Here is a 25,000-nt window from a genome sequence, read left to right on the forward strand (position 1 = left end):
AAATATACAGTTATCGTGCTAGCACGCGCTGTCTTTCCCGTCCGCAAGAACTTTAATTAGGTGGACTCCATTGTCAGTTTTTTCTGGGCGCCTGCCACCTAACCCAGCGAACCAAACAGAATAAACCATCGAAGTTTCAAAAACTTAGCACCGCCCTGCATATAACCACAGTACTAATTAAATACAAAAAACGTCAGTAATTATTCGGCCGAATCGCCACTGTCCACCTAATCCAGTCCATCTGCCGCCTAACCCCTCCAGACATGTTTGCGAAAACGCAGTGTTTATCAGTGCTTCGGCCATATACTGTACACAAATACAGTACTAATTAATCATAAAAACCAGCACGGTAACTACAAAAATGACGCCCGACATAAAATCGCCCAAATTGCTTGATCAGTTAAAACGTTGCATTCGTGACAAGCATTATAGCCTTCGAACCGAAGAAGTCTATGTTTATTGGGTGCGCTGGTTTATACGTTTTCATGGCTTGCGCCATCCTGCTGAAATGGGTGCTGAAGAAATAAAGGCATTCCTCTCTTATCTTGCAAACGAGCGGCATGTTGCGGTGTCGACGCACCGGCAAGCCTTATGTGCATTGCTATTTCTTTATAGGGAAGTGCTGGGGACGAATCTGCCATGGCTGGATGAATTACATCGCCCTACCAAGCCGGCCCGGCGTCCTACTGTGCTGACGCCCGAAGAAGCCGAAGCGATCTTTCAGCGCATGCAAGGACCGCACGCCCTGATGGCCCAGCTTATGTATGGGACTGGCATGCGCCTCATGGAATGCGTGACTTTACGGGTCAAGGATGTGGATTTCGCGCGGCGAGAAATTACCATCCGCCACGGCAAGGGCGGCAAGGACCGCGTGACCGTCTTGCCGCTTTCTTTAGCAGGCGCTTTGCGCGAGCAGATGAATGCTGCCAGGGTTGTCTATGATTCCGACCGTGCGGCCTCGCGTATGGGCGTAGCGTTGCCGGGGGCGCTGGAATTGAAATATCCGCGCGCCGGCACGCAGTGGACGTGGTTCTGGGTTTTTCCGTCGGATCATGAATCGACTGATCCTCGCTCGGGCGTCGTTCGTCGCCATCACATGTACGAACAGACTTATCAGCGCGCCATTCAGCGTGCCGCGGCCGATACCGGGATCGCCAAGCGCGTGACGTCCCATACCTTCCGCCATTCGTTTGCCACGCAATTACTGGAAGCGGGCTACGACATTCGCACTGTCCAGGAATTGCTTGGCCATTCCGATGTGTCGACCACGATGATCTACACTCATGTGCTGAATCGCGGTGGGCGCGGTGTCCATTCACCGATGGATACGCTTCAGCATGCCCGGCTTATCGCAAAACAGGAATACGCCGAATACGGCATGAGTGTTTACTCCTTGCCGAACTCTTCTCCCAACTCCTTGCCGCGCGCGGCGGCCGCATGCAATGCCTTGGCTATGGCCTGCTTCACGCCCGAAGCCTCCATGCTGGTCAGGGCGGCATAAGTGGTGCCGCCCTTGGAGGTGACGCGCTCGCGCAGCACGGATACTGGCTCGCTGGAATTGGCCGCAAGTTGCGATGCGCCGACGAACGTGGCGATTGCCAGTTGCGTGCCCTGCTCTGCCGTCAACCCCATTTCCTGCGCAGCCTGCTGCATCGCTTCGATAAAGTAGAACACGTATGCCGGGCCGCTGCCGGATACGGCAGTCACCGGATCGAGCAATGCTTCATCGTCGAGCCATACGGTTTGTCCGACTGCACGCAGGATGGCATCGGCAGCCTCGCGCTGTTCGGCGCTGACTCCCGGCAGGGCCACGCCCCCCGTGATCCCCTTGCCGATCAAGGCGGGCGTATTCGGCATGCTGCGCACGATGGCTCCATGCCCGCCCAGCCAGCGCGACAGATCCGCGCCGCGGATGCCGGCGGCAATCGATAGCACGAGTTGCTTGCCGATGTGTGGCTTGATCTGCGCGGCGACTTCCTTCATCTGTTGCGGCTTGACCGCCAGGACGATAACGTCGGTCTGATCAAGCTTGCCATTTGCCGCTTGCGCCGTGGTGACGCCGAATTGCTCGGTGAGCTTTTGCAGCGCAGCGGCATTCGGGTCGATGACATGGATGTTCTCGCCTGCTGTCAGCTTGCCGGCCAGGCCGCCGATCAGGGCGGTGGCCATGTTGCCGCCGCCGATGAATGCGATTTTCAGATTACTTTGCATACTGGTCTTTCAGTTTGGGTGAAGGTGTTTTACTTATAAATTGGATGTCAGATTTCGTTGTCGGCTGAAATGAAGCACATTGCGGCGTGCTCAGGGCTTCGCATATTCCCGCGCTCCGAAAATCGCCGTACCTACCCGTACGATGGTCGCGCCTTCGGCAATCGCGGCTTCCAGGTCGCCGGACATCCCCATCGATAGCGTATCGAGCGGCAAGCCGTCCGCGTGCAAGGCCTCGTACAGTTCGCGCAATTGCCGGAATGCGGCGCGCTGCTGCATGACGTCATCAGTCGGCTCGGGAATCGCCATCAATCCACGCAGGCGCAGGCGGGGCATCTCAGCCACGGCACGCGCAATGATCGCGGCTTCTTCCGTGCCGGCGCCGCTCTTGCTGGCTTCCTGGCTGACATTGACTTGCACGCACACATTCAGCGGCGGCAGATGATCCGGACGCTGGTCCGACAGGCGTTGCGCGATTTTTTCGCGGTCCACGGAGTGCACCCAGTCGAAATGCTCCGCAATCGGCCGGGTCTTATTACTTTGGATCGGCCCGATGAAATGCCAACTGATCGGCGCATGCGGGAACATGCTGCGCACCGCCGCCATTTTATCGAGCGCTTCCTGCAGATAGTTTTCGCCAAATGCGGTTTGGCCGGCGGCCATTGCCTCTCCCACATCTTCCGCGCTGAAGGTTTTGGATACGGCCAGCAGCGTAACCTCGTGGGGATCTCGCGACACTGCACGCGCTGCTTGTGCAATCCGCGCCCGCACGGCTTGCAAGTTCTGGGCGATTACAGACATAATCGGATTACTTTACAGGATGTAACATTTCTTTTTTGTTAATAAACACCACTCCCTTGCCGACTCGCGGCAGCGGAGCTCGTCGACCGGCTCAGGAATTATAAATGGACATTTCCGAACTCCTTGCTTTCTCCGTTAAGAATAATGCCTCCGACTTGCACCTGTCGTCCGGTCTGCCGCCGATGATTCGCGTGCATGGCGACGTGCGCCGGATTAACCTGCCGCCGCTGGAGCACAAGGATGTGCATGGCATGATCTATGACATCATGAACGATGGCCAGCGCAAGGTGTATGAAGAAAACCTCGAAGTCGACTTTTCTTTCGCCATTCCCGGCCTCGCGCGTTTCCGTGTCAACGCCTTCAACCAGGATCGCGGCGCCGCAGCGGTGTTGCGTACCATTCCTTCCAAGATCCTGAGCCTGGAACAACTCAACGCGCCAAGGATTTTCGCTGACCTGGCCCTGAAGCCGCGCGGCCTGGTGCTGGTGACCGGACCGACCGGTTCCGGTAAATCGACCACACTGGCGGCGATGGTCAACCACCTGAATGAAAATGAGTACGCGCACATCCTGACCATCGAAGACCCGATCGAATTCGTGCACGAATCCAAGAAGTGCCTGATCAACCAGCGTGAAGTCGGCCCGCACACCCACTCGTTCAACAACGCATTGCGCTCGGCGCTGCGTGAAGATCCGGATGCGATCCTGGTCGGCGAATTGCGCGATCTCGAAACCATCCGCCTGGCGCTGTCCGCCGCAGAAACAGGTCACTTGGTGTTCGGCACCCTGCATACCTCGTCCGCAGCAAAAACCATCGACCGTATCATCGACGTCTTCCCGGGTGAAGAAAAGGAAATGGTGCGCGCGATGCTGTCGGAATCGCTGCAGGCAGTCATTTCGCAGACGCTCTTGAAAACCAAGGATGGCTCCGGTCGCGTTGCGGCGCACGAGATCATGCTCGGCACCCCGGCGATCCGCAACCTGATCCGCGAAGCCAAGATTGCGCAGATGTACTCGGCGATCCAGACCGGCGCCAACGTGGGCATGCAGACGCTCGACGGCAACCTGACCGACCTCGTGCGCCGCAATGTCATTTCGCCGGCGACGGCGCGCGCTGCCGCCAAGACCCCGGAAAACTTCCCGGGATAAATGCGGGAATTCGCGACGCATGCGTCGTGCCGCATTTATCGGAGTCGCTTGCAAGCGACGACGTGGTACTACCGCAGCAATGAGGCACCGTGATTAACTTAGCCGAAGCAGCGCCTCGCTTATCGGAGCTGCTTGCAAGCGACGACGTGGCACTACCGCAGCACCGGGACAACGTGATTAACTTGAACAAAGCAGCACCGCGCGGCTCTGAACAGTTTACAAGCCGCGAAGTGGGTCGGTAAGGCTGGCACACTGACAAGCGTCCTCTTTCAAGAGGAGCTTAATGAAAAGAGGGCAACAACATGGAACGCGATCAAGCAACGAAATTCATGAACGATCTGCTGCGCCTGATGGTCAGCAAGAATGGCTCGGACCTGTTCATCACCGCCGACTATCCGCCGGCGTTCAAGATCGACGGCAAGATGACGCCGGTATCGAACCAGCCATTGACGCAGCAACACACGGTCGAACTGGCGCGCGCCATCATGAGCGACAAGCAGGCTGCCGAGTTCGAAGCGACCAAGGAATGCAACTTCGCCATCAGCCCGGGCGGCCTCGGCCGCTTCCGCGTTTCCGCTTTCGTGCAGCAGGGACGCGTCGGCATGGTGCTGCGTACCATCACTACCAAGATTCCGAAGCTGGAAGACCTGGGCGTGCCGGAAATTTTGAAAGACGTCATCATGACCAAGCGCGGCCTGGTAATTATGGTGGGCGCCACCGGTTCGGGTAAATCGACCACGCTGGCTGGCATGGTGGGCTACCGCAATGAAAACAGCTACGGCCATATCATCACCATCGAAGACCCGGTCGAATACATCCATCCGCACAAGAATTGCATCGTCACCCAGCGCGACGTCGGCGTGGATACCGAAGACTGGGGCATTGCGCTGAAAAACACCCTGCGCCAGGCGCCGGACGTGATCCAGATCGGCGAGATCCGCGACCGCGAGACGATGGATTTCGCGATTGCCTTCGCCGAGACCGGCCACCTGTGCCTGGCTACCATGCACGCCAACAGTTCCAACCAGGCGCTCGACCGTATCATCAACTTCTTCCCGGAAGAACGTCGCCAGCAATTGCTGATGGACTTGTCACTGAACCTGAAGGCGATGATCTCGCAACGCCTGATCCCCAAGCGCGACACCAAGGGCCGCTGCGTCGCAGTCGAGATCATGCTCAACTCTCCGCTGATTTCCGACCTGATCTTCAAGGGCGACGTCCACGAGATCAAGGAAATCATGAAGAAGTCGCGCGAACTGGGCATGCAGACTTTCGACCAGGCGCTGTTCGACCTGTACGAAGCCGACATGATCACTTACGAGGATGCCTTGCGTAATGCCGATTCGGTCAACGACTTGCGCCTGGCGATCAAGCTGCGCGGCAAGGAAGCCCAGGGACGCGATCTGTCCAAGGGCACAGAGCATCTCGGCATCGTCTGACCTTCACCGTAGGCGAGACAGCATGAGCACTGTTTATGATTTTGCCGCCGATACCCTGGGCGGCGACAAAGTCGCGCTCGACCAGTACCGCGGTCGCGTGCTCCTGGTCGTCAATACCGCCAGCAAGTGCGGCTTTACGCCGCAGTACCAGGAGCTGGAAAAGCTTTATCGCGAATACCAGGATCGCGGCCTGGTGGTGCTGGGTTTCCCATGCAATCAGTTTCTTCAGCAAGAGCCCGGCAAGGCGGAAGATATCGCCGCCTTTTGCGAACGGAATTTCGGCGTCAGCTTCCCGCTCTTTGCCAAGATCGATGTCAATGGCGCGCACACGCATCCGCTGTTCGCGCACTTGAAAAAGCAGGCACGCGGCGTGCTGGGCACGCAAGCGGTCAAGTGGAATTTCACCAAGTTCCTGGTGAAGAAGGATGGCAGCGTGTATAAGCGTTATGCGCCGCGCACCTCGCCGGACAGCTTGCGCGTGCGCGGCGATATCGACAAGCTGCTGGCGGAATAAGCGTCAGTCCTCCTCAAAGCGTTGATCGACATTCCGATGGCAAGAGCCGCAACGCGCAATCGGTATGGTTACAGGTGCGCTTAGATGACGCCGAAAAGTTTCAGCGCCAGCGGCAGCAACACGGCCGTCAGCGCTCCCGTCACGCCCATCGCCAGTCCGGCGAACGCGCCCATTTCCGCACTCACCTGGAACGCGCGCGCTGTCCCCAGGCCGTGCGCCGTCACGCCCATGGCAAAACCGACGACGCTGTCATCGCGCACCTTGATAGCCCGCATGATGTATTGCGCCAGCGAGGCGCCGATGATGCCGGTAAGGATCACCATCACGGCGGTCAGTGACGGCAGGCCGCCGATTTTTTCGGCAATACCCATGGCAATCGGCGTGGTGACCGATTTCGGCGCCAGCGACAGCACGACCGCCGGTGAAGCGCCCAGCAGCCAGGCTATGCCCATGGCGGAGATAACCGCCGAGGCTGACCCGGCCAGCGTGCCGACCAGGAAAGCCAGCCAGTGGCGCTTGAATTTGGCGAGTTGCTGGTAGAGCGGAATCGCCAGCGCGACCGTCGCCGGCCCCAGCAGGAAGTGAACGAACTGGGCGCCGTCAAAATAATTCTTGTACGGTGTCTTTGTCACTGCGAGCAATGCCACCAGGATGGCAATCGCGATCATCACAGGGTTCACGAGCGGATTGCCCTTGGCGCGCACATGCAGGGCCAGCGCCACCTGATAAGCCAACAGCGTGGCAGTCAGCCACAGCAGAGGCGAGGTCGAGAGATAGACCCAGATGCTGGAAAAGTCGGGACTCATTTTTGCAACCACTTGATGACAAGCGCGGTGACGACCATTCCCAGTATGGTGCTGACGATCAGCGCGGCGATGATGGGCAAGGACTCGGTGACGATGCGCTGGCCATGCAGCAGGACGCCGACACCGGCCGGCACAAATAGAATCGATAAGTGACGCAGCAAGCCATTGGCGGTGGGCGCGAGTTTTTCCACGGCATCGCGGTTAAGCAAAAGGTAAAGCAGCAATAGCAGCATGCCGATCACCGGCCCGGGGATCGGCAAATTGAAACCGTGGGCGATGACTTCGCCGACAAGCTGAAACAGCAGCAGAATGACAAAGGTGTTGATCATTTTCTGATGTCTGGAATAATGGGTCCGCAATGAATCCTTAAAGATCACATCTTACTGCAAGAACATGGGCAACCGACTTTCGAAAATCGCCACCCGCACCGGCGACGATGGCAGCACCGGCCTGGGCGACGGCACGCGCACCGGCAAGGATAGTGTACGCATACAAGCCATGGGCGATGTGGACGAGCTCAATTCCCAGCTCGGACTCTTGCTGTGCGAGGATCTGCCGCCATCGCTGCGCGAAGAATTGCTGCTAGTCCAGCATGATTTGTTCGACCTCGGCGGAGAGCTGTGCATTCCCGGCTATCGCCTGGTGACGGACGAGCACGTGGCGCAACTGGATGCCTGGCTGGAAAAATACAATGCGACACTGCCGCCGCTGAAGGAATTCATCCTGCCTGGCGGTTCGCGCGCCGCCGCGCTGGCGCATGTCTGCCGCACCGTGTGCCGGCGCGCCGAGCGCAGTGTCGTGGCGCTGGATAGAGCCGAAACCCTGGAGGCGCGGCCACGCCAGTATCTCAACCGGCTGTCGGATCTGCTGTTCGTATTGGCTCGTGTATTGAACCGTCATGCCGGCGGTACGGACGTCTTGTGGCAGCGCCAGCGCGGTGATGACCAGGCCTGAAGCAGGAGCAGGCATTTCACTCGCCGCACGCCGCAAGGCATAAAAAAACGGCGCCAGATGCGCCGTTTTTCATTCAATCAACTCTCATTCATCTCCAACCACGCGGGAAGATTCAGCAGCGTGGTCAGTAGCAGGCTTTTCTCGCCTGCCGCGTATCGCGATTATGCGCTTACGCGGCGCCTTGCTTGCGCTTGTCGTGCTCGATCAGGGCGTACGCGGAATGGTTGTGAATCGATTCGAAGTTTTCCGCTTCCAGCGTATAGGCAGCGATGCGGCTATCGGCATTGAGCATGCCGGCGACATCGCGCACCAGGTCTTCGACGAACTTCGGATTTTCATAGGCGCGCTCGGTGACGTACTTCTCGTCCGGGCGCTTCAACAAGCCGAACAGTTCGCAGGATGCCTGTTCCTCGATCTTGGCGATCAGTTGATCCACCAGGATATCGCCGGCCAACACCGCGTTGACGGTGATGTGCGAGCGCTGGTTGTGCGCGCCGTAGGCCGAAATCTTTTTCGAGCAGGGGCACAGGCTCGTCACCGGCACCATCACCTTCAAGGTGACTTCGACGTCATCGCCGCGAATCTCGCCGGTCAGGCCGACTTCGTAATCCATCAGGCTTTCCACGCCCGAAACCGGCGCGGTCTTGTTGATGAAATACGGGAAGCTCAGTTCGATGCGGCCGGACTCGGCTTCCAGCAGTTTGACCATCTTGCGCATCAGGCTGGAAAAGTAAGCGATGTCGAACGGCGCGCGATTGCCTTCCAGGAGCGCGATGAAGCGTGACATGTGCGTGCCCTTCTGCTCTTCCGGCAGCTGCACGTACATGTTCCAGATGCCCACCGTGGGTTGCACTCCCGAACTGGTCTTGATGGTGACGGGATAACGCACGCCCTTGACGCCGACGCGCTGGATCGCCAGGCGGCGGGTGTCGGGCGTGCTTTGCACGTCGGGCATGCTGGTGAGGTTCGGATCGCGAGAATTCATCGCTGTACTTTCATGTTGCGCCACCGCTCGTGGCGATGGCTTGGGTGTCAGTTATTGTTGACGACCAGGCGCGGTTCGTCCTTGCCTTCCCTGCCATCAGCATGGAAGCGCGCGCGGATCGATGTCGCGATGCCGGCGGCGTCGAGCCCGCACATGGCCAACAATTGCGCGGCATCGCCCTGGTCGATGAACTTGTCCGGCAAGCCCAGGTGCAGGATCGGCTTGACGATGCCGGCTTGCGCCAGCGCTTCGGCGACCGCGGAACCGGCGCCGCCCATCAGCGCGCCCTCTTCCACCGTGACCAGCGCGTCATGGCTTTCAGCCAGTTGCTTGACCAGTTCCACATCGAGCGGCTTCACGAAGCGCATGTTGGCGACGGTCGCATTCAATTCTTCGGCTGCTGCCAGCGATGGCGCCAGCATGGTGCCGAATGCCAGGATGGCAATGCCTTTGCCGTTGCGGCGGATTTCACCCTTGCCCAGCGGGAGGGGCTGCAAATCCTTTTCCACCTTGGCGCCGATGCCAGCGCCGCGGGGATACCGTACGGCAGCAGGTCCATTATATTGGAAAGCGGTGGAAAGCATCTGGCGGCACTCGTTTTCATCGGACGCCGCCATCACAACCATGTTGGGAATACAACGCAAGTAAGCCAAATCATAATTGCCGGCGTGCGTCGCGCCGTCGGCGCCCACCAGTCCGGCACGGTCCAGTGCAAAAGTGACATCGAGGTTTTGCAGGGCGACGTCATGAATCAGCTGGTCGTAGGCGCGCTGCAGGAAGGTGGAATAAATGGCAACCACCGGTTTCAGGCCTTCGCACGCCATCCCGGCGGCAAACGTCACGGCATGCTGCTCGGCGATGCCGACATCGTAATAGCGGTCGGGAAAGCGGCGCTCGAACTCGACCATGCCGGAGCCTTCGCGCATGGCAGGCGTAATGCCGACCAAGCGTTTATCCGCCTCGGCCTGGTCGCACAGCCAGTCGCCGAACACCTGGGTATAGGTCAGCTTGCTGGATGCGGCAGGCTTGATGCCTTCGGCCGGGTTGAACTTGCCTGGGCCGTGGTACAGCACCGGGTCGGCTTCGGCCAGCTTGTAGCCTTGCCCCTTCCTGGTGACCACGTGCAGGAATTGCGGCCCCTTGAGGTTCTTGAGGTTTTGCAGCGTCGGAATCAGCGCTTCGAGGTCATGACCATCGATCGGGCCGATGTAATTGAAGCCGAATTCCTCGAACATAGTGGCCGGCATGATCATGCCCTTGGCATGCTCTTCCAGGCGCTTGGCCAGCTCGCGCATCGGCGGCGGCAGCATGTTCTTGCCGACGTTCTTGGCAGCGGCGTAGAACTTGCCGGACATGAGACGAGCCAGGTAACGATTCAGCGCGCCCACCGGCGGCGAGATCGACATGTCATTGTCGTTCAGGATCACCAGCAGGTTGATGTCGTCATACACGCCGCCATTGTTCAACGCCTCGAACGCCATGCCGGCCGTCATGGCGCCGTCGCCGATCACGGCGATCGCATGGCGGTTCTCGCCCTTGGTCTTGGCGGCCAGCGCCATGCCGAGCGCTGCGGAAATCGAGGTCGAGGAATGCGCCGTGCCGAAGGTGTCGTATTCGCTTTCGTCGCGCTTGGGGAAGCCGGAAATGCCGTTCAACTGGCGCAGACCGGACATGCGGTCGCGGCGGCCGGTCAGGATCTTGTGCGGATAGGTCTGGTGACCCACATCCCAGACGATACGGTCTTCCGGCGTATTGAAGACGTAATGCAGCGCGATGGTCAATTCGACCGTGCCGAGATTGGAGGACAGGTGGCCGCCGGTCTTGGAAACGGAATCGAGCACGAAGGCGCGCAACTCATCGGCCAGTGGCTTGAGTTCAGCGCGCGGCATCTCGCGCAGGTCGGCAGGGCTGTTGATTTTCTTTAGCAAGTCCATGATCTTTTTATCTATGCTGTCCCGCAGGTTCTCAGGAATTTCTTTGCACAATCAAGTCGGCCAGCTGGCGCAAGCGCAAGCCCTGGTCGCCGAATGGCTGCACGGCCCGGTGCGCATCCTCGCGAAGACGTTCGGCCAAGGCGCGCGATTGTTCCAGGCCGAGGATCGATACATAAGTCGGCTTGTTGTCCGCGGCATCCTTGCCGGCGGTTTTGCCAAGCACGGCGGACTCGGCTGTGGCGTCAAGGATATCGTCCACCACCTGGAATGCCAGGCCGACCGCCGCCGAATAGGCGTCCAGTGCGGCCGTTTCCGCTTCGGTCAATGCCTTGCCGCACCATGCGCCCAGCAGTACCGAGGCACGCAATAGTGCGCCTGTTTTCAGGCGATGCATTTGTTCCAGCTCATCGCGTGCCAATGCCACGCCGACGCTGGCCAGATCGATGGCCTGGCCGCCGCACATTCCCGCCGAGCCCGAGGCGATCGCCAGCAGGCGCAGCATCGCCAATTTACGTGCCGGTTCACCCTCGCCTTCAGCCAACACCAAAAACGCTTGTGACTGCAAGGCATCGCCTACCAGCAATGCCGTCGCTTCGCCATACTTCACATGCACAGTCGGCTTGCCGCGACGCAGTTCATCGTCATCCATGCAAGGCATGTCGTCATGCACCAGCGAATAGGCATGAATCATTTCCACGGCAGCGGCGGCGCGTGCCAGTTCGGCGGCCGGCGCGGCAAACAATGCGCCGGCGCCAAACACCAGCAGCGGGCGCACGCGCTTGCCGCCATCCAGCACCGCATAGCGCATGGCTTCATGCAGCTCGCGGGGAGCGCATGATTCAGCTGGCAAAAAGTCGGACAAGGCTTGTTCCATGCTCGACTGGACGCCTTTCATCCAGTCGGCGAAGGCCGGGACGCTCATTCATCATCCTCGTTGTCGGCAGCGCCATCGGCTGCAAAGGGTTTGAGCATGTCGCCTTCCAGCACCTTGACCTGGTTTTCCACCTTGTCCAGCTGGGCAGCGCAATATTTCACCAGTTCGGAACCGCGCTGATAGGCGGCCACCGAGGCTTCCAGCGGCAGTTCGCCCTCTTCCATTTGCGTCACCAGCCGCTCCAGTTCTGCCATCGCGTCCTCGAAGGAAGCGGGTTCACTGGCAGGAACATTCTTTTTTGACATAAACATCCAAACTGAAAGGTAACCCGTTATTTTAAAACAATCCATCCACGCCGGGATCAGTGAACTCGGCAAATGCGAAAGTTTATATTTTTATAACAAAGAAACGGGAGCAGCGCCGGCGCAACGCAGACATCTTGCCGCGCCAGCACGATGAAGAAGAAATCCGCCCGGCCAGCTGCCTAGGTGACCGAGCAAGGACTATTACCGGCTGAACTCCTTCAGCCGATCCTTGATGGATTTGCCCGAATTGGCGGGTGAATTATCGAAACGGCCCTGCATCAGCGCGTCCAGCTCGCTGAGGCGGTCTGCCGGCGATGGATGGGTCTTGAACATGAAGGTAAAAGCAGGATCCTGCGCGCTTTGGCCCTGCAAGGTTTGCAGCACCGCCGGCAAGCCGAACGGATCGTAACCGGCGCGCGCGGCAATCACCACGCCGAGACGATCGGCTTCATATTCATCGGTCTTGTCTAAGCCCTTTGCGATAATATTCTTGGTCGCTTCGGTAAGCTGCGGATTGTCGCCAACCTTCGTCCGCAATCCTTCCTCAATCAAACCGGCTAAACCGCTGACTCTGACTGCCTTGAGATGGTGTTTCCTGAGCACGTGGCCGATTTCATGCGCCAGCACGCCTGCCAGCTCCGCCTCGTTGCGCATGCTGTCCAGCAAACCCTTGGTGACGAAGATGTAGCCGCCGGGCGTAGCGAACGCATTGTAGCCATCATCGTTGAGCACGCCGAAAGTCCAAGGCAAATCCGGCCGCTCGGTCTGGGATGCCAGCCAGCGTCCCAGCGTATTGACATAGCGTTGCACGCCGGGATTGTTCAGCAGGGGCCTGGCGCCCAGCAGCGTGGAAGCGAATTCCTGGCCGAGCGCGATTTCTTGCTGCTCGGTCGGCTCAGAGAATACCTTGGTGCCGTTTTCCAGAATACTGCCGACATTAAGGTTTTTGACGCCGCCCAAGAGCTTGCCAAGACCGAAATCGTTACTTTGGGCAGCCGCCGCGCCGGTTGCCAGCGTCAGTGTCAGCGCCAAGGTGATTTTCTTCATGCTCGGCATCTTATCCTCCCGTCATGCCAGGAATAGCACTGTCATTGCTGTTGCCATTACCGGAAGGCGTTGCGGCCTGCCCTTGCAGGTACTCGACCGACGCCGCATTGAGCTTATTGTTGCGGGCGAAGCTCATGCCGGCATCCTTCGATGCGGCGTATTTCTGCATCTTCCTGAATTCTTCCGGATTGGCCTGGGCCCGGCGCAATTCCTCTTCCTGGAATCCCTTCACGCCGGTGGTCACGGTGGCGGTGTTGGAGGTGCGGCCGGAATTCATCAAATTGGCCAGCGCACTCACAGGATTGGACGATCCGCCGCCAGCGCTCCCTGCGGCGTTGACCGGCTTTAGGTGCATCATGCGCACCCACCCGGTCTTGCCGGCGCCGGTCTTCACCTCGCTCCAGGCGCCGCTGCGCCGCAATACCTCGACCCTGTCGTTTTCCGCCAGCGAGCCCAGCTTGTTCGCATCGGACAAGGGCTGCGCCAGCATGTCGGTGGCACGGTTAGTTAGTGCTGGCTCAGCGTGCACGACACAGGCAACGAGCATCAGCGCCAATGCATAGGCTTTCATGACTGCTTCCTCACGGGTTCATACAATTCGACTTCGGCAGCGCGCCCCTTGACCGCAAACGCGCCATGCGGAATGAAATCGATTTCTTTCACTTCGCCACAAGCCAGCATGGTGTCCCGCGTCACCAGCACGCGGGCGACACCCTTGGTCAAGCCTTCGACACGGCTGGCGAGGTTGACGGTATCGCCGATGGCCGTGTAGTCAAGTTTCCTCTGGGCACCAATAAAGCCTACCACAGCGGGTCCGGAGTGTACACCGATGCCGACGTCGAAATCCCCGACCGTGGCCCCCTGTTCGGCCAGCTCCTTTTTAAATGCCAGCAGCACTTCCTGCATTTCCAGCGCCGCGGCGACTGCCTTTGCCGCATGCCGGGGATCGTCCACCGGCGCGCCCCAGAACGCCATGATGCAGTCGCCGATGAATTTGTCGAGCGTGCCGCCATGGCGGAAGACGACATCGACCTGGCGCTCGAAATAGCGGTTCAGCAGCTGCACCACTTCATGCGGCTGGCGCGATTCCGACAGCGTGGTGAAACCGCGGATGTCGGAAAACAGCACGGAAATCTGCGAGGTGCGGCCGGACAGGCTTTCCACGGTCTCGCCCTGTTCGACGATACGGCGCACCACGTTAGGATTCAAAAAACGCCCGAACAGGGATACCGCCTGTTCACGCGTGCGGCGCTCGCGCAGGTAACCGCCAATGGCGGCCAGCAGATACCAGGCCCAGGCAAAGATCAGCGGCGTCGCCACTGGCAGCAAGCGGTTGCGCTCCAACGCCGCATCGGCCACCGCCAGGCCGAACAGCGACATCAGCACCAGCGCCCATCCCGTACCCAAAGGATTGCAGCGGCGCGCAAACGCCCAGGCAGTTGCCACGATCAACAGCACGCCGAAGGCGAATGGCAGCGCGACATGCATGATCTGCACGTCATGCCGGTTTTTCAGGTTGTCGATCGTCGTCGCGAGGATGTCGACACCGGGAATATTGCTGCCCAGCGGCGTGATGTGATGATCGAATGCGCTAGCGGCGGAAGCGCCGATGACAAGGATTTTGTTGTGAAACACCGGCGCCAGTTGCGCATCGAAGGCCTTGAGGCCAGCCTCATCCAGCTTGAACCGTTCCTGCGTCAGGGTCTTGTACAGCACGCCGAAGGAAAAATGCCGATGTAGCGCGGCTGGCCAGCGCATCAAAAAATCATCTCCGTCCGGCACGGCAACGCCGAGGTCCGCCGCCAGCCGCGCCGGCATGGAGGGCAGCCGCCATCCCTGCACATCCGTCGCCAGGCTATAGCGGCGCAATCTGCCATCATCATCCTTGACGCTATTGATCAAGCCGAGTCGCCATGCGCGCTGATCGATCACATGCGGCAATTCCAGAACCGCTTGCGCCTCTTCCTGGCCGGGAGTCGTCATGCCAAAGGCTTGCGTCAGGGGTGCGAGTTTCACGCCCGCGGCATTTTTTTCATCCGCCAGCTTCACGGCAGCCAGATATACCATGCCGCAGCCCTGCACTGCCTCATCCAGCCGGGCATCGCCCTTGGGACGCCGGGTATCGCGCACCGAGAATGTCAAATCCATGACAATCGCGCGCGGCTGGAATTGGCACAGGACTTCCAGCAGGTCGGCATGGATTTCACGCGGCCAGGCCCATAGTCCGGCGATGTCCTGCATATCGCTGATACTGGCGTCATCGATATCGATCACCACGATATCCGGATCGGGCTGGTGGTCGGCAGCATGGCGCTGCTGATACATGTCACCCAGGCGGAATTCAGTCAGGGCAAAGAAGCGCGTGCCGAACAACTCGATGGCCAAGACGACAATAAAGACGCCGGCCAGCAGGGCATGCCAGCGCCAGGAAGATTGGCCAATTGATAAAGGAGGAAAGCGCATGCCGGCATCTGAATTGATTTTGAGAAATATTATCTTCAGGCATGCAAATTTGGCAACCGCATCATGCAAGTCCTTGAAATTTAAGGTTCCCCTTCCTATAGCGGGTCAGGTATAATCCGCAGTTCTGTCCAAAATTTCCGTTTCATATTGCTTGAACCTGGTTTTTGCGGATTCTTTCTCTCTTAGGTTGGTGCAAATTAATTTGGGGGTGGGGATGTCCGATCTGGCTACTATTGCCAAGCTTGCGCGCTCTAATGCGCAACTTCCGGTCAACGTTTACTTCAACGAACACCTGCTACAGCAGGAAATTCAACAACTCTTTCATCGCGGTCCGCGCTACGTTGGCCATGAATTGCTGGTGCCTGAAAAAGGCGACTTTGCCACGCTCCCATGGGAAAACGAGGGCCGTATGCTGGTGCGTAACCAGCACGGCATCGAACTGATTTCGAATGTGTGCCGTCACCGCCAAGCCAAGATGTTCAATGGCCGCGGCAATACGAACAATATCGTTTGTCCGCTGCACCGCTGGACGTATGACTTGAAGGGCGAGCTGATCGGCGCGCCGCACTTCGAGGATACGCCCTGCCTGAACCTGTCCAAGACGCCGCTGCAAAGCTGGAACGGCTTGCTGTTCGAGGATAACGGCGTCAAGGTGCGCGACATGCTGTCCAAGCTCGGCGTGACGAAAGAGCTGGATTTTTCCGGCTACATGTTCGACCACGTCGAAGTGCATGAATGCGACTACAACTGGAAGACTTTCATCGAGGTCTACCTGGAGGATTACCACGTCGAGCCTTTCCATCCGGGCTTGGGCAGCTTCGTCAGCTGCGACGACCTGCGCTGGGAATTCGGCCCTGACTACAGCGTGCAAACCGTCGGCGTCAATCGCGGCTTGCTGAAGTCCGGCTCGCCCGTGTACCAGAAATGGCACGAGCAAGTGCTCAAGTTTCGCAATGGCGAAGCGCCGCAGTTCGGTGCCATCTGGCTGACGCTCTACCCGAACATCATGGTCGAGTGGTATCCGCACGTGCTGGTGGTATCTACCCTGTGGCCGAAGGGCCCGCAAAAGACCGTCAACGTGGTGGAGTTCTACTACCCCGAAGAGATCGTGCTGTTCGAGCGAGAATTCGTCGAGGCCGAGCGCGCCGCCTACATGGAAACGGCAATCGAGGATGATGAGATCGCCCTGCGCATGGATGCCGGCCGCAAGATCCTGCTGGATCGCGGCGTCAATGAAGTCGGCCCATACCAGTCGCCGATGGAAGATGGCATGCAGCATTTCCATGAGTGGTACCGCAGCAAGCTCGATGTCTGAACGCTTGCATTGTTAATGTAATAGCCTGATGCCCGGGTAGCGTATCGCGTCCCCGGGCATAGTTTTTTCCAATACGATCCAGCCCTCGCTGGCATTGTTTTCGCCTTTTGTTTTCCCGGAGCTTTCCTTGCCGGTCCAGTCGCTGTGGATGCTGTTTGCATCCTTTATGTTTTCCATCATGGGCGTATGCGTCAAGCTTGCCTCGTCCTGGTTTTCCACGTCCGAAATCGTCATGGTGCGCGGCCTGATCGGCGCGGTCGTCATGGCAACGCTGATCCGCGCGCGCGGCGAGAGCTTTCGCACCAGCCTGCCCTGGCAGCATTTGTGGCGCGGCGCCGTCGGCTCGACCGCGCTGTGGATATGGTTTTATTCCATGAACAAGCTGCCGCTGGCGACCGCCATGACGCTCAATTACATGTCGCCGATCTGGATTGCCGCCATCCTCTTCGGGCTCGGCTGGAAGCGCGCGCAGCAACGTTTCGATTGGGGATTGGCGCTTGCCATCGGCATCAGCTTCGTCGGCGTGATCCTCTTGTTGCGCCCGACCATTCATGCCGACCAGTGGTTCGGCGGCATGCTGGCGCTCGTTTCCAGCGTGCTGAGCGCGCTGGCTTACCTGCAGGTGCGCCGCCTTGGCCAGTTGGGCGAAGCCGACCAGCTGGTCGTGTTCTATTTTTCGCTGACAGGCATGGTGACCGGCCTGCTGGGCATGCTGCTGGATGCCGCTACATCCTCATCGGCCTTGGCTGCCCAAGCGCCAACGCGCTTTACCGCGCACGGCATCCTGCTCCTGGTCGGCGTCGGCGTCTGTGCCACCATCGCGCAAATGGCGATGACGCGCGCCTACCGTCTGGGCCGGGTGCTGCTGACCGCCAATCTGCAGTATTCCGGCATCATCTTCGCCAGTCTGTGGGGCATCCTGCTGTGGGGTGACCTGTTGCCGGCAATGAGCTGGGCCGGCATCGGCCTCATTCTTTTGAGCGGAATCGCGGCGACGTATTACAATGCGCGCAACACGTCATCCGCCCGCACCGGCAAGAGTGCTGGCGAGGCCGACCCGATCGCCGCCGAAGCCTGAGCGCGGCGCCGGCTTCGGCCCTATTCCAGGAGCCCGCGATGCGTTACACCACCCTGATTTCGGCTGCCGAACTGGCCCAGCATGCGCTCGACCCCGACTGGGTCGTGATCGATTGCCGGCATGACCTGGCCATGCCGGACGCCGGCCGCCTGGCATTCGAAGCCGGCCACATCCCCGGCGCGCAATTTGCCCACGCGGACCGCGACCTTTCCGGCAGCAAGCATGACGGACAAGGGCGTTTCCGCGGCCGTCACCCGCTTCCTGAACGGACCGATTTCATCGAAACCCTGCGCCGCTGGGGCGTCAATAACAAGTCGCAAGTCGTCGCCTATGATGCGCACGGCGGCATGTTTGCCGCACGCCTGTGGTGGCTGCTGCGCTGGGTCGGGCATGAAGCGGTCGCGGTGCTCGACGGCGGCCTGCCGGCCTGGACGGATTCCGGCATGTGGCTGTCGGCGGAATTACGCGGCAAGCCTTATGGCGACTTCATCGCCAAGCCTGCGCTGGTTGGCACGGTGGAGGTCGATGCGCTGGTGAAGAACCTGGATAGCCCGACCCTGACAGTGGTCGATGCGCGCGCCCCCGACCGCTTTCGCGGTGAGAATGAAACAATCGACCCGGTCGGCGGCCATATCCCGGGGGCGACAAACCGCTTCTTCAAGAACAACCTGCAGGAAAACGGACACTTCAAGCCGGCCGCGCAATTGCGCGAGGAATGGCAAGCCGTGATCGCCTCGCCGCAATCCGCCGTCATGCAATGCGGCTCGGGCATTACCGCTTGCCACAACCTGCTGGCGCTGGAAGTGGCGGGCTTGCCGGGAGCGGCGCTGTATCCCGGCTCGTGGAGCGAATGGTGCGCCGACCCGGCGCGGCCGATAGAAAAGTAAGACTGCGCAGGCCTACTTCCGCTGCAACAGTTCGCGCACGTAGCGGGAAGGAATGGCGTAGGTGATGCCGCTCGGCGTGCTGATCGCCGCTTCCTTGGCGCCCTTCACGAACACCATGTTGATGACGCCAACGACCGCGCCCGTTTCCGGATCATAGACCGGGCTGCCGCTATTGCCGGGATAGGCGGTGCCATCCAGCTGAAAGATCACGAACGGCGCCTTGCGCAGCTGCGCCACTGTTTTCACATCCAGTTTTGCCGCATTCAGCGCCGGCATGGCAATCGGCGTCAGCGATGACACGTTGGCGCGATGCGTGGCATGGTGCAAGCCAAGGACCATTCCGAGCGGAAAACCGGTGAATGCCACGCTCTGTCCTTCCACGACCCTGGACGAGTCGCCAAGCTCCAGCGCCGGCAACGGCGCGCCGCTTAGACGCAGGTGGGCGAGGTCATGGTCTGGGTCGAGCGCCACCACGCTGGCACGGCGAAATTCCGTCAAGTCTCCCTTGCCGACGATGACGCCGAGCTGCTCGCTGGTTTCACCGCCTTCGCCTCCTATCAGATTCTTCACGACATGGGCATTGGTGATGACGCTCAAGCCGTCACCGACGGCAAAGCCGGTGCCGAAGAAAACCCCGGCAGGGCTGCGGGTCTTCAGATAGCTGCCGATGCCGACAACGGAAGGCTTGACCACTTCGATGGTTCGCGGCAGATCGCCAGCGGCGGCCGCAACAGTATTAAGTAATAAGCCCGCGATGAATACGCAGGCTGGCAGGCAACGCGGCACGTTGATCAGTACGCGGGACAATTGCCGCCTCAATGCGCGTGACCGGTCAGCACCAGAACCACCGCCACGCCGAGCGCGACCAGAATAATCTGCGGGATCGTTTCGCGCACGGTGGCGCGGCGCTGCATCTGCGGCATCAGGTCGCTGACGGCAATGTAGATGAATCCCGATGAGGCAAACACCAGCACGTAGGGGATCCAGTCGGTGGCAAGCCCCAGGGTGAAGTAGCCGAGCACGCCGCCGGCCACCGCCATCAGGCTGCACAAGAGGTTGTAGACATACGCGCGGGTGCGCGAAAAGCCGGCATTGAGCAAGACGATGAAGTCGCCGATTTCCTGCGGAATTTCGTGGGCGATGATGGCCACCGCGGCGATGATGCCCAGGCTGGGGTCGGAAAGAAAAGCCGCCGCGATCAGAATGCCATCGGTGAAGTTGTGCAGACCGTCGCCGACCAGGATCATCCAGCCAGACTTGCCGGCCTCATGGGCATCATGCCCATGTTCGTGGTGATGGCCATCGCCCTCGTAATGGTGTGAATGGCGCAGGATGGCCATCTTCTCCAGCAGGAAAAAGCCGAGCAATCCTCCCAGCAGCGTGGCGAACAAGGCATGGGTATCGGCATGCGACTCGAAAGCCTTCGGCAAGGCGTGCAGCAGGGAAGTCGACAGCAGGATGCCAACAGACAGGCTGACCATGCGGTCCACCACACGCCCCAGCAAGCCGAAGGAAAGAATCGCGGCTGCGGAAATGCTGATCACGCCCGCCAGCATGGTGGTCAGCAGGATGGATGTCAGCGTGGAGTTAATTTTGAGACCTGTGTGTTACGGAAAAGGAGGCAAATTAAAACACATGCGCCAGGTTTCGGCAAACGCCTGGCGTAAGCCATCATGAAAAAGCACGGCTTGCTGCCGTGCCCTTCACTGCCATGGCCTCAAGCTCAAGCTACGCCGTGCGCCTTGAACCACGCAAGGCAGCGGCGCCAGCCATCCTTGGCCGCCGCTTCCACATAGCTGGGCCGGTAATCGGCATGGAAGGCATGTCCCGCTTCCGGATACACGAAGATCTCCGACTTGCTACCGCCCTTCTCCAGCGCCGCCCGCATCCGCTCGACCGTGTCCAGCGGAATGCCATTATCCTTGCCGCCGTAGAGTCCCAGCACCGGCACGGTGAGGTCGGCAGCGATATCGACCGGGTGACGCGGCGTCAGCCCGGTCTTGTCGCCAACCAGCCGGCCATACCAGGCCACGCCGGCCTTGACCTTGGGATTGTGCGCGGCATACAGCCAGGTGATGCGGCCGCCCCAGCAAAATCCGGTGATGCCGAGCTTGTCGACATTGCCGCCATGTTCCGCCGCCCATGCCACGCAGGCATCGAGGTCGGCCATCACTTGCGCGTCCGGCACCTTGGAGACGACTTCCTTCATCAATTCGGCAATCGAACTGTAGGCTCCCGCATTGCCCTGGCGGACAAACAGGTCGGGCGCCAGGGCCAGGTAGCCCAGTTTGGCGAAACGGCGCGCGACATCGGCGATATGCTCGTGCACGCCAAAGATTTCCGACACCACCAGCACGACCGGCAGCTTGGTCTTGCCCTTGGGCTGGGCCCGATAGACCGGCACTTTCTGTCCCTTGACCGTCAGCGTGATCTCGCCGGCATCCAGGCCTTCGGTATCGGTCTTGATCATGGTTTGCGCGCAAACCGGCAGCGCCGCCGCGGCAAAACCGCTGCCCAATGCCACCTTCATGAACAAACGGCGGTCGAGCGCATCCGACAAGGGTGTCTTCGCCGCCAGGCTATCGATCTCCAGTTCCATATCCTTCATGCACTTCTCCCTCAATGATCAAGTTGACACGTCAGAATGACGCCGACAGCATAACAAGAACCTGCCGCCCGATTGCCTGTAGCAGCTTACCGATTTTGATCTGGCTTAATGCGCCTCATCCCAATTATTGCCGACACCGACTTCGGCAATCAGCGGCACCTTCAATGTCGCCACGCCGGCCATCAATTGCGGCAGCTTTTCACGTATCGTCGCCAGCTCGCTTTCCGGCACTTCCAGCACCAGTTCATCGTGCACCTGCATCACCATCTTGGATTGCAAGCCCTCCTTTTCCAGCCAGTCCTGCACCGCGATCATCGATAGCTTGATCAGATCGGCAGCGGTACCCTGCATCGGCGCATTGATGGCGGCGCGCTCGGCAGCCTGGCGGCGCGGGCCGTTAGGCGAATTGATTTCCGGCAGCCACAGGCGGCGGCCGAACACGGTTTCCACGTAACCGCGCGCCTTGGCCTGGGCGCGCGTATCGGCCATGTACTGCGCCACGCCGGCAAAGCGCTGAAAATACTTTTCGATATACATCTGCGCCGCCGAGCGCTCGATGCCGAGGTTGGACGCGAGGCCAAAGGCGCTCATGCCATAGATCAGACCGAAGTTGATGACCTTGGCATAGCGGCGCTGTTCGCTGGTCACTTCGTCCTTGGACACGCTAAAGATTTCGGAAGCGGTGGCGCGATGAATGTCGATGCCCTCGGCGAAGGCACGCAGCATGTTGGCATCTTCCGAGATGTGCGCCATGATGCGCAATTCGATCTGCGAATAGTCGGCCGAGACGATCACGCTGCCCGGCGGCGCGATGAACGCTTCGCGGATGCGCCGGCCTTCGGTATTGCGGATCGGGATATTCTGCAGGTTGGGATCGTTCGAGGCCAGCCGGCCAGTCACGGCGACCGCTTGCGCATAATTGGTATGCACGCGGCCCGTATTCGGGTCGATCATCTTCGGCAGCTTGTCGGTATAGGTCGACTTCAGCTTGGACAGGCTGCGGTAGTCGAGCAGGATCTGCGGCAGCGGATAATCCTCGGCCAGCTTCTGCAACACTTCCTCGTCAGTGGAAGGCGAGCCGGATGGCGTCTTTTTCACGACCGGCAATTTAAGCTTGTCGAAAAAGATGTCGCAAATCTGCTTGGGCGAATTCAGGTTGAATGGCTGGCCAGCCAGCTCATGCGCCTGCCGCTCCAGCTCCATCATGCGATGGCCCAGCTCATTGGATTGCGCTTCCAGCTTTTGCGGATCGATCAGCACCCCATTGCGCTCGATTTTCTGCAGCACGATCGAAGTCGGCAATTCGATCTTTTCGTAAATGTAGTTCAGTCCAGGGACTTCCTGGATGCGCGGCCACAATGCCTCATGCAACTGCAGCGTGATATCGGCATCCTCGGCGGCGTACTCGGTCGCCCGCGTGATTTCCACTTCATCGAAACAGATCTGCGACGCGCCCTTGCCGCACACCTGCTCGTAAGTGACAGTCTTGCGGTTCAGGTGGCGCTGCGCCAGGCTATCCATGTCATGCGTGCGATGGGATTCGAGCACGTAGGATTCCAGCAAGGTGTCATGCACGATGCCGCGCAGTTGCACGCCATGGTTGGCGAAGATATGGCTATCGTATTTCAAGTGCTGGCCAAGCTTGGGCTTGCTCGGGTCTTCCAGCCAGTCGCGCAATTCGCTGAGCACGAATTCGCGGCTCAACTGCGTTGGCGCTCCCTGATACGCATGGGCGACGGGAATGTAGGCAGCCTTGCCGGCTTCGCAGCAAAGCGAAATGCCGACCAGTTGCGCCTGCATGGAATTGAGCGACGTGGTTTCGGTATCGACCGCAGTCAGCTGCGCGGCATTGATCCGCTCCAGCCAGAGCTCCAGCTGCTCTTCCGTCAGCACCGTCCCGTAATCGGCGGCAGGCAGGGACTCGGAAGCAAACAGCGCGCCCTGGGCTTGGCCTGCGCCGGCATTGGATGCAACGGAAGCGGCTGCCTGCTGTTTGGCGCCATCGCCTTCCGTGGCTTCGCGCAGCCAGGTCTTGAAACCGTAGCGGCGATAGATATCGATCAGCGCTTCACGGTTCGGTTGCTGCGCCGGCAGCGATTCGGCGATCGACAACATGTGCTTGGCCAGATCGCAATCGGTTTTCACGGTCACCAGCACGCGCGCCTTCGGCAGCCAGTCGAGCGAGTTGCGCAGGTTCTCGCCCACCACGCCGGTGATCTTGTCGGCATTGGCGATGACGCCATCGAGGCTGCCGTATTGCGTGAGCCACTTGACCGCTGTCTTCGGCCCGACCTTGGGCACGCCGGGCACATTGTCGACTGTATCGCCCACCAGCGTCAGGTAATCGACGATCAGCTCCGGCGGCACGCCGAACTTGCCGATCACGCCTTCGCGGTCGAGCTTTTCATTGCTCATGGTATTAACCAGCGTGACTTGACCATTCACCAGTTGCGCCAGGTCCTTGTCGCCGGTGGAAATGATGCATTCCATGTCGTGTTTGACGGCTTCCACGGCAAGGGTGCCGATGACGTCGTCAGCCTCGATGCCTTCCACCGCCAGCACCGGCCAGCCCATCGCCTTGACGGCGGCATGGATCGGCTCGACCTGGCGCACCAGGTCTTCCGGCATGCTGGCGCGATTGGCCTTGTATTCGGCATAGAGATCGTCGCGGAAGGTCTTGCCTTTTGCGTCGAAGACACAGGCAATGTATGCTGCCGGATAGTCACTGTGCAGCCGGCGCAGCATGTTGATCATGCCGTACAGCGCGCCGGTGGGTTCACCTTCTGCATTGCGCAAGTCGGGCATGGCATGGAAAGCGCGGTACAGATAACTGGAACCGTCAACGAGCAATAAGGTTTTTTGCATATGGAAGAGAATGAAAAAAGGCCGCCGCGCCCACGGCTGCGGCAGTTGCATGACGTGGAACGGGCCACCGCCAAAAAGGCGCGCGAATCATGGCATATGTTCACGATTATGGCAGAATTTATCGAAGCCACGGAACAGCTCTCCGAACTGCGGCCGGCGGTTTCCATCTTCGGTTCGGCACGCATCAAACCGGAAGACCCCTATTATCAGAAGGGCGTCGAGATTGCCCGCCGGCTCTCCGACGCCGGCCTGGCAGTCATCTCCGGCGGCGGCCCCGGCATTATGGAAGCCGCCAACAAGGGCGCGTTCGAAGGCAAGTCGCTGTCGGTCGGCTTGAACATCCAGCTACCGCGCGAACAGGTCAGCAATATCTGGCAAGACATTTCGCTGAGCTTCCGCCATTTTTACGCCCGCAAGGTTGCCTTCGTTAAGTATGCCGATGCCTATGTAGTTTTGCCTGGCGGCTTTGGCACGCTGGATGAAATGACCGAAGTATTAACCCTGATCCAGACCGGCAAGACGCGGCGCATTCCGGTCATCCTGGTCGGCATCGCTTTCTGGCGCGGCTTGATCGACTGGTTCCAGAACACGCTCGTCAAGAATGGCATGATCGATCCAGCAGACCTGGACATTGTGCAATTGATCGATGAACCGGCGCATGTCGTCGATGCCATTTTTGCATTTTACGAAGAGCGCGATTTCGAACCCAGCGACGACGAAAAGCAAAAAGCCCTCTATCTGTAGGAATCAGGCAGCTTACTGCGGATTA

Annotated in this window: 24 protein-coding genes; 9 read left to right on the forward strand and 15 right to left on the reverse strand. The window is 59.6% G+C overall.

Annotated elements, in window-relative coordinates:
• The first annotated feature begins 361 nt into the window (after positions 1-361).
• Positions 362-1,501, forward strand: a complete 1,140-nt coding sequence (locus EDC30_RS17360) for an integron integrase (RefSeq protein WP_132260126.1) — start codon at positions 362-364, stop codon at positions 1,499-1,501.
• Here the strand turns inward: EDC30_RS17360 and proC are convergent.
• Together proC and EDC30_RS17370 are read right to left on the reverse strand one after the other, a co-directional pair.
• A complete protein-coding gene (proC, locus tag EDC30_RS17365) occupies positions 1,387-2,211 on the reverse strand; it encodes a pyrroline-5-carboxylate reductase (protein ID WP_132260127.1) in 825 nt (274 codons plus the stop codon). The two genes, EDC30_RS17360 and proC, sit on opposite strands and share 115 nt — an antisense overlap.
• A gap of 90 nt (positions 2,212-2,301) precedes the next feature.
• The gene (locus tag EDC30_RS17370; RefSeq protein WP_132260128.1) at positions 2,302-3,009 is read right to left on the reverse strand and encodes a YggS family pyridoxal phosphate-dependent enzyme; all 708 of its coding nucleotides are present in this window, start codon (positions 3,007-3,009) and stop codon (positions 2,302-2,304) included.
• Between the two features lie 104 nt (positions 3,010-3,113).
• On the opposite strand from EDC30_RS17370, the gene EDC30_RS17375 reads away from it, so the two are divergent.
• The 3 genes from EDC30_RS17375 to EDC30_RS17385 all read left to right on the forward strand — a co-directional run bounded on the left by EDC30_RS17375 (position 3,114) and on the right by EDC30_RS17385 (position 6,110).
• Entirely contained in the window at positions 3,114-4,157 is a 1,044-nt protein-coding gene (locus EDC30_RS17375) for a type IV pilus twitching motility protein PilT (protein WP_132260129.1), read from the forward strand.
• Positions 4,158-4,459: 302 nt separating this feature from the next.
• On the forward strand, positions 4,460-5,596 hold the full coding sequence (locus EDC30_RS17380; protein ID WP_132260130.1) for a PilT/PilU family type 4a pilus ATPase: 1,137 nt from the start codon (positions 4,460-4,462) through the stop codon (positions 5,594-5,596).
• 22 nt (positions 5,597-5,618) lie between these two features.
• The gene (locus EDC30_RS17385) at positions 5,619-6,110 is read left to right on the forward strand and encodes a glutathione peroxidase (protein WP_132260131.1); all 492 of its coding nucleotides are present in this window, start codon (positions 5,619-5,621) and stop codon (positions 6,108-6,110) included.
• Positions 6,111-6,190: 80 nt separating this feature from the next.
• On the opposite strand, the gene EDC30_RS17390 is transcribed toward EDC30_RS17385, so the two are convergent.
• Together EDC30_RS17390 and EDC30_RS17395 are read right to left on the reverse strand one after the other, a co-directional pair.
• Positions 6,191-6,916, reverse strand: coding sequence for an LrgB family protein (locus EDC30_RS17390; protein ID WP_132260132.1), 726 nt, complete (start codon positions 6,914-6,916; stop codon positions 6,191-6,193).
• Positions 6,913-7,245 carry a CidA/LrgA family protein gene (locus EDC30_RS17395; protein ID WP_132260133.1) on the reverse strand — a complete coding sequence of 111 codons (333 nt, stop codon included), beginning with the start codon at positions 7,243-7,245 and terminating at the stop codon, positions 6,913-6,915. The genes EDC30_RS17390 and EDC30_RS17395 overlap by 4 nt, the downstream gene beginning before the upstream one ends.
• A 64-nt stretch (positions 7,246-7,309) precedes the next feature.
• Here EDC30_RS17395 and EDC30_RS17400 point away from each other — a divergent pair, with 64 nt between their 5' ends.
• On the forward strand, positions 7,310-7,870 hold the full coding sequence (locus EDC30_RS17400; RefSeq protein WP_132260134.1) for a cob(I)yrinic acid a,c-diamide adenosyltransferase: 561 nt from the start codon (positions 7,310-7,312) through the stop codon (positions 7,868-7,870).
• Between the two features lie 169 nt (positions 7,871-8,039).
• Here EDC30_RS17400 and folE2 read toward each other — a convergent pair whose 3' ends face one another.
• The 7 genes from folE2 to EDC30_RS17435 form a co-directional block, all read right to left on the reverse strand.
• On the reverse strand, positions 8,040-8,855 hold the full coding sequence (gene folE2, locus EDC30_RS17405; protein WP_132260135.1) for a GTP cyclohydrolase FolE2: 816 nt from the start codon (positions 8,853-8,855) through the stop codon (positions 8,040-8,042).
• A 47-nt stretch (positions 8,856-8,902) separates the two neighbouring features.
• Positions 8,903-10,789 (reverse strand): 1-deoxy-D-xylulose-5-phosphate synthase, encoded by a 1,887-nt coding sequence (gene dxs / locus EDC30_RS17410; RefSeq protein WP_132260136.1) that lies wholly within the window; start codon positions 10,787-10,789, stop codon positions 8,903-8,905.
• Positions 10,790-10,820: 31 nt separating this feature from the next.
• Complete coding sequence (locus tag EDC30_RS17415; protein WP_132260137.1) at positions 10,821-11,711, reverse strand: polyprenyl synthetase family protein; 891 nt, start codon at positions 11,709-11,711, stop codon at positions 10,821-10,823.
• Positions 11,708-11,968 carry an exodeoxyribonuclease VII small subunit gene (locus EDC30_RS17420; protein WP_132260138.1) on the reverse strand — a complete coding sequence of 87 codons (261 nt, stop codon included), beginning with the start codon at positions 11,966-11,968 and terminating at the stop codon, positions 11,708-11,710. Before EDC30_RS17420 ends, EDC30_RS17415 begins: the two co-directional genes overlap by 4 nt.
• A gap of 201 nt (positions 11,969-12,169) precedes the next feature.
• Positions 12,170-13,015, reverse strand: coding sequence for a M48 family metallopeptidase (locus tag EDC30_RS17425; RefSeq protein ID WP_132260200.1), 846 nt, complete (start codon positions 13,013-13,015; stop codon positions 12,170-12,172).
• 10 nt (positions 13,016-13,025) lie between these two features.
• Complete coding sequence (locus EDC30_RS17430; protein ID WP_132260139.1) at positions 13,026-13,586, reverse strand: SH3 domain-containing protein; 561 nt, start codon at positions 13,584-13,586, stop codon at positions 13,026-13,028.
• The gene (locus EDC30_RS17435) at positions 13,583-15,478 is read right to left on the reverse strand and encodes an adenylate/guanylate cyclase domain-containing protein (RefSeq protein WP_132260140.1); all 1,896 of its coding nucleotides are present in this window, start codon (positions 15,476-15,478) and stop codon (positions 13,583-13,585) included. The genes EDC30_RS17430 and EDC30_RS17435 overlap by 4 nt, the downstream gene beginning before the upstream one ends.
• Positions 15,479-15,692: 214 nt before the next feature.
• Here EDC30_RS17435 and EDC30_RS17440 point away from each other — a divergent pair, with 214 nt between their 5' ends.
• From EDC30_RS17440 to EDC30_RS17450, 3 genes are all read left to right on the forward strand, one after another.
• On the forward strand, positions 15,693-16,793 hold the full coding sequence (locus tag EDC30_RS17440; protein WP_132260141.1) for an aromatic ring-hydroxylating oxygenase subunit alpha: 1,101 nt from the start codon (positions 15,693-15,695) through the stop codon (positions 16,791-16,793).
• Between the two features lie 148 nt (positions 16,794-16,941).
• Positions 16,942-17,871: a DMT family transporter gene (locus tag EDC30_RS17445; RefSeq protein ID WP_132260201.1), complete on the forward strand. Its 930-nt coding sequence runs from the start codon at positions 16,942-16,944 to the stop codon at positions 17,869-17,871.
• A gap of 38 nt (positions 17,872-17,909) precedes the next feature.
• Positions 17,910-18,758, forward strand: a complete 849-nt coding sequence (locus tag EDC30_RS17450; RefSeq protein WP_132260142.1) for a sulfurtransferase — start codon at positions 17,910-17,912, stop codon at positions 18,756-18,758.
• Positions 18,759-18,770: 12 nt separating this feature from the next.
• Here EDC30_RS17450 and EDC30_RS17455 read toward each other — a convergent pair whose 3' ends face one another.
• From EDC30_RS17455 to polA, 4 genes are all read right to left on the reverse strand, one after another.
• Positions 18,771-19,565, reverse strand: a complete 795-nt coding sequence (locus tag EDC30_RS17455; protein ID WP_243656842.1) for a S1 family peptidase — start codon at positions 19,563-19,565, stop codon at positions 18,771-18,773.
• An 8-nt stretch (positions 19,566-19,573) separates the two neighbouring features.
• The gene (locus EDC30_RS17460; protein WP_132260143.1) at positions 19,574-20,314 is read right to left on the reverse strand and encodes a ZIP family metal transporter; all 741 of its coding nucleotides are present in this window, start codon (positions 20,312-20,314) and stop codon (positions 19,574-19,576) included.
• Between the two features lie 167 nt (positions 20,315-20,481).
• Positions 20,482-21,366 (reverse strand): dienelactone hydrolase family protein, encoded by an 885-nt coding sequence (locus tag EDC30_RS17465; protein WP_132260144.1) that lies wholly within the window; start codon positions 21,364-21,366, stop codon positions 20,482-20,484.
• Positions 21,367-21,471: 105 nt separating this feature from the next.
• Entirely contained in the window at positions 21,472-24,231 is a 2,760-nt protein-coding gene (polA, locus tag EDC30_RS17470) for a DNA polymerase I (RefSeq protein WP_132260145.1), read from the reverse strand.
• Here polA and EDC30_RS17475 point away from each other — a divergent pair, their 5' ends adjacent.
• Positions 24,232-24,975: an LOG family protein gene (locus EDC30_RS17475; protein WP_132260146.1), complete on the forward strand. Its 744-nt coding sequence runs from the start codon at positions 24,232-24,234 to the stop codon at positions 24,973-24,975.
• Positions 24,976-25,000: the final 25 nt, after the last annotated feature.

Origin of the sequence: Paucimonas lemoignei, assembly GCF_004342585.1 — a bacterium.
GTDB classification, from domain to species: Bacteria; Pseudomonadota; Gammaproteobacteria; order Burkholderiales; family Burkholderiaceae_D; genus Paucimonas; species Paucimonas lemoignei.

Coding starts and splice junctions, on each gene's coding strand:
- EDC30_RS17445 (WP_132260201.1), top strand. CDS start 16,942: ATGCTGTTTGCATCCTTTATGTTTTCCATCATGGGCGTATGCGTCAAG.
- EDC30_RS17370 (WP_132260128.1), bottom strand. CDS start 3,009: ATGTCTGTAATCGCCCAGAACTTGCAAGCCGTGCGGGCGCGGATTGCA.
- EDC30_RS17375 (WP_132260129.1), top strand. CDS start 3,114: ATGGACATTTCCGAACTCCTTGCTTTCTCCGTTAAGAATAATGCCTCC.
- EDC30_RS17380 (WP_132260130.1), top strand. CDS start 4,460: ATGGAACGCGATCAAGCAACGAAATTCATGAACGATCTGCTGCGCCTG.
- folE2 (WP_132260135.1), bottom strand. CDS start 8,855: ATGAATTCTCGCGATCCGAACCTCACCAGCATGCCCGACGTGCAAAGC.
- EDC30_RS17415 (WP_132260137.1), bottom strand. CDS start 11,711: ATGAGCGTCCCGGCCTTCGCCGACTGGATGAAAGGCGTCCAGTCGAGC.
- EDC30_RS17435 (WP_132260140.1), bottom strand. CDS start 15,478: ATGCGCTTTCCTCCTTTATCAATTGGCCAATCTTCCTGGCGCTGGCAT.
- EDC30_RS17460 (WP_132260143.1), bottom strand. CDS start 20,314: ATGCTGGCGGGCGTGATCAGCATTTCCGCAGCCGCGATTCTTTCCTTC.
- EDC30_RS17440 (WP_132260141.1), top strand. CDS start 15,693: ATGTCCGATCTGGCTACTATTGCCAAGCTTGCGCGCTCTAATGCGCAA.
- EDC30_RS17425 (WP_132260200.1), bottom strand. CDS start 13,015: ATGAAGAAAATCACCTTGGCGCTGACACTGACGCTGGCAACCGGCGCG.
- EDC30_RS17390 (WP_132260132.1), bottom strand. CDS start 6,916: ATGAGTCCCGACTTTTCCAGCATCTGGGTCTATCTCTCGACCTCGCCT.
- proC (WP_132260127.1), bottom strand. CDS start 2,211: ATGCAAAGTAATCTGAAAATCGCATTCATCGGCGGCGGCAACATGGCC.
- EDC30_RS17360 (WP_132260126.1), top strand. CDS start 362: ATGACGCCCGACATAAAATCGCCCAAATTGCTTGATCAGTTAAAACGT.
- EDC30_RS17465 (WP_132260144.1), bottom strand. CDS start 21,366: ATGAAGGATATGGAACTGGAGATCGATAGCCTGGCGGCGAAGACACCC.
- EDC30_RS17395 (WP_132260133.1), bottom strand. CDS start 7,245: ATGATCAACACCTTTGTCATTCTGCTGCTGTTTCAGCTTGTCGGCGAA.
- EDC30_RS17475 (WP_132260146.1), top strand. CDS start 24,232: ATGGAAGAGAATGAAAAAAGGCCGCCGCGCCCACGGCTGCGGCAGTTG.
- EDC30_RS17400 (WP_132260134.1), top strand. CDS start 7,310: ATGGGCAACCGACTTTCGAAAATCGCCACCCGCACCGGCGACGATGGC.
- polA (WP_132260145.1), bottom strand. CDS start 24,231: ATGCAAAAAACCTTATTGCTCGTTGACGGTTCCAGTTATCTGTACCGC.
- EDC30_RS17420 (WP_132260138.1), bottom strand. CDS start 11,968: ATGTCAAAAAAGAATGTTCCTGCCAGTGAACCCGCTTCCTTCGAGGAC.
- EDC30_RS17450 (WP_132260142.1), top strand. CDS start 17,910: ATGCGTTACACCACCCTGATTTCGGCTGCCGAACTGGCCCAGCATGCG.
- dxs (WP_132260136.1), bottom strand. CDS start 10,789: ATGGACTTGCTAAAGAAAATCAACAGCCCTGCCGACCTGCGCGAGATG.
- EDC30_RS17385 (WP_132260131.1), top strand. CDS start 5,619: ATGAGCACTGTTTATGATTTTGCCGCCGATACCCTGGGCGGCGACAAA.
- EDC30_RS17430 (WP_132260139.1), bottom strand. CDS start 13,586: ATGAAAGCCTATGCATTGGCGCTGATGCTCGTTGCCTGTGTCGTGCAC.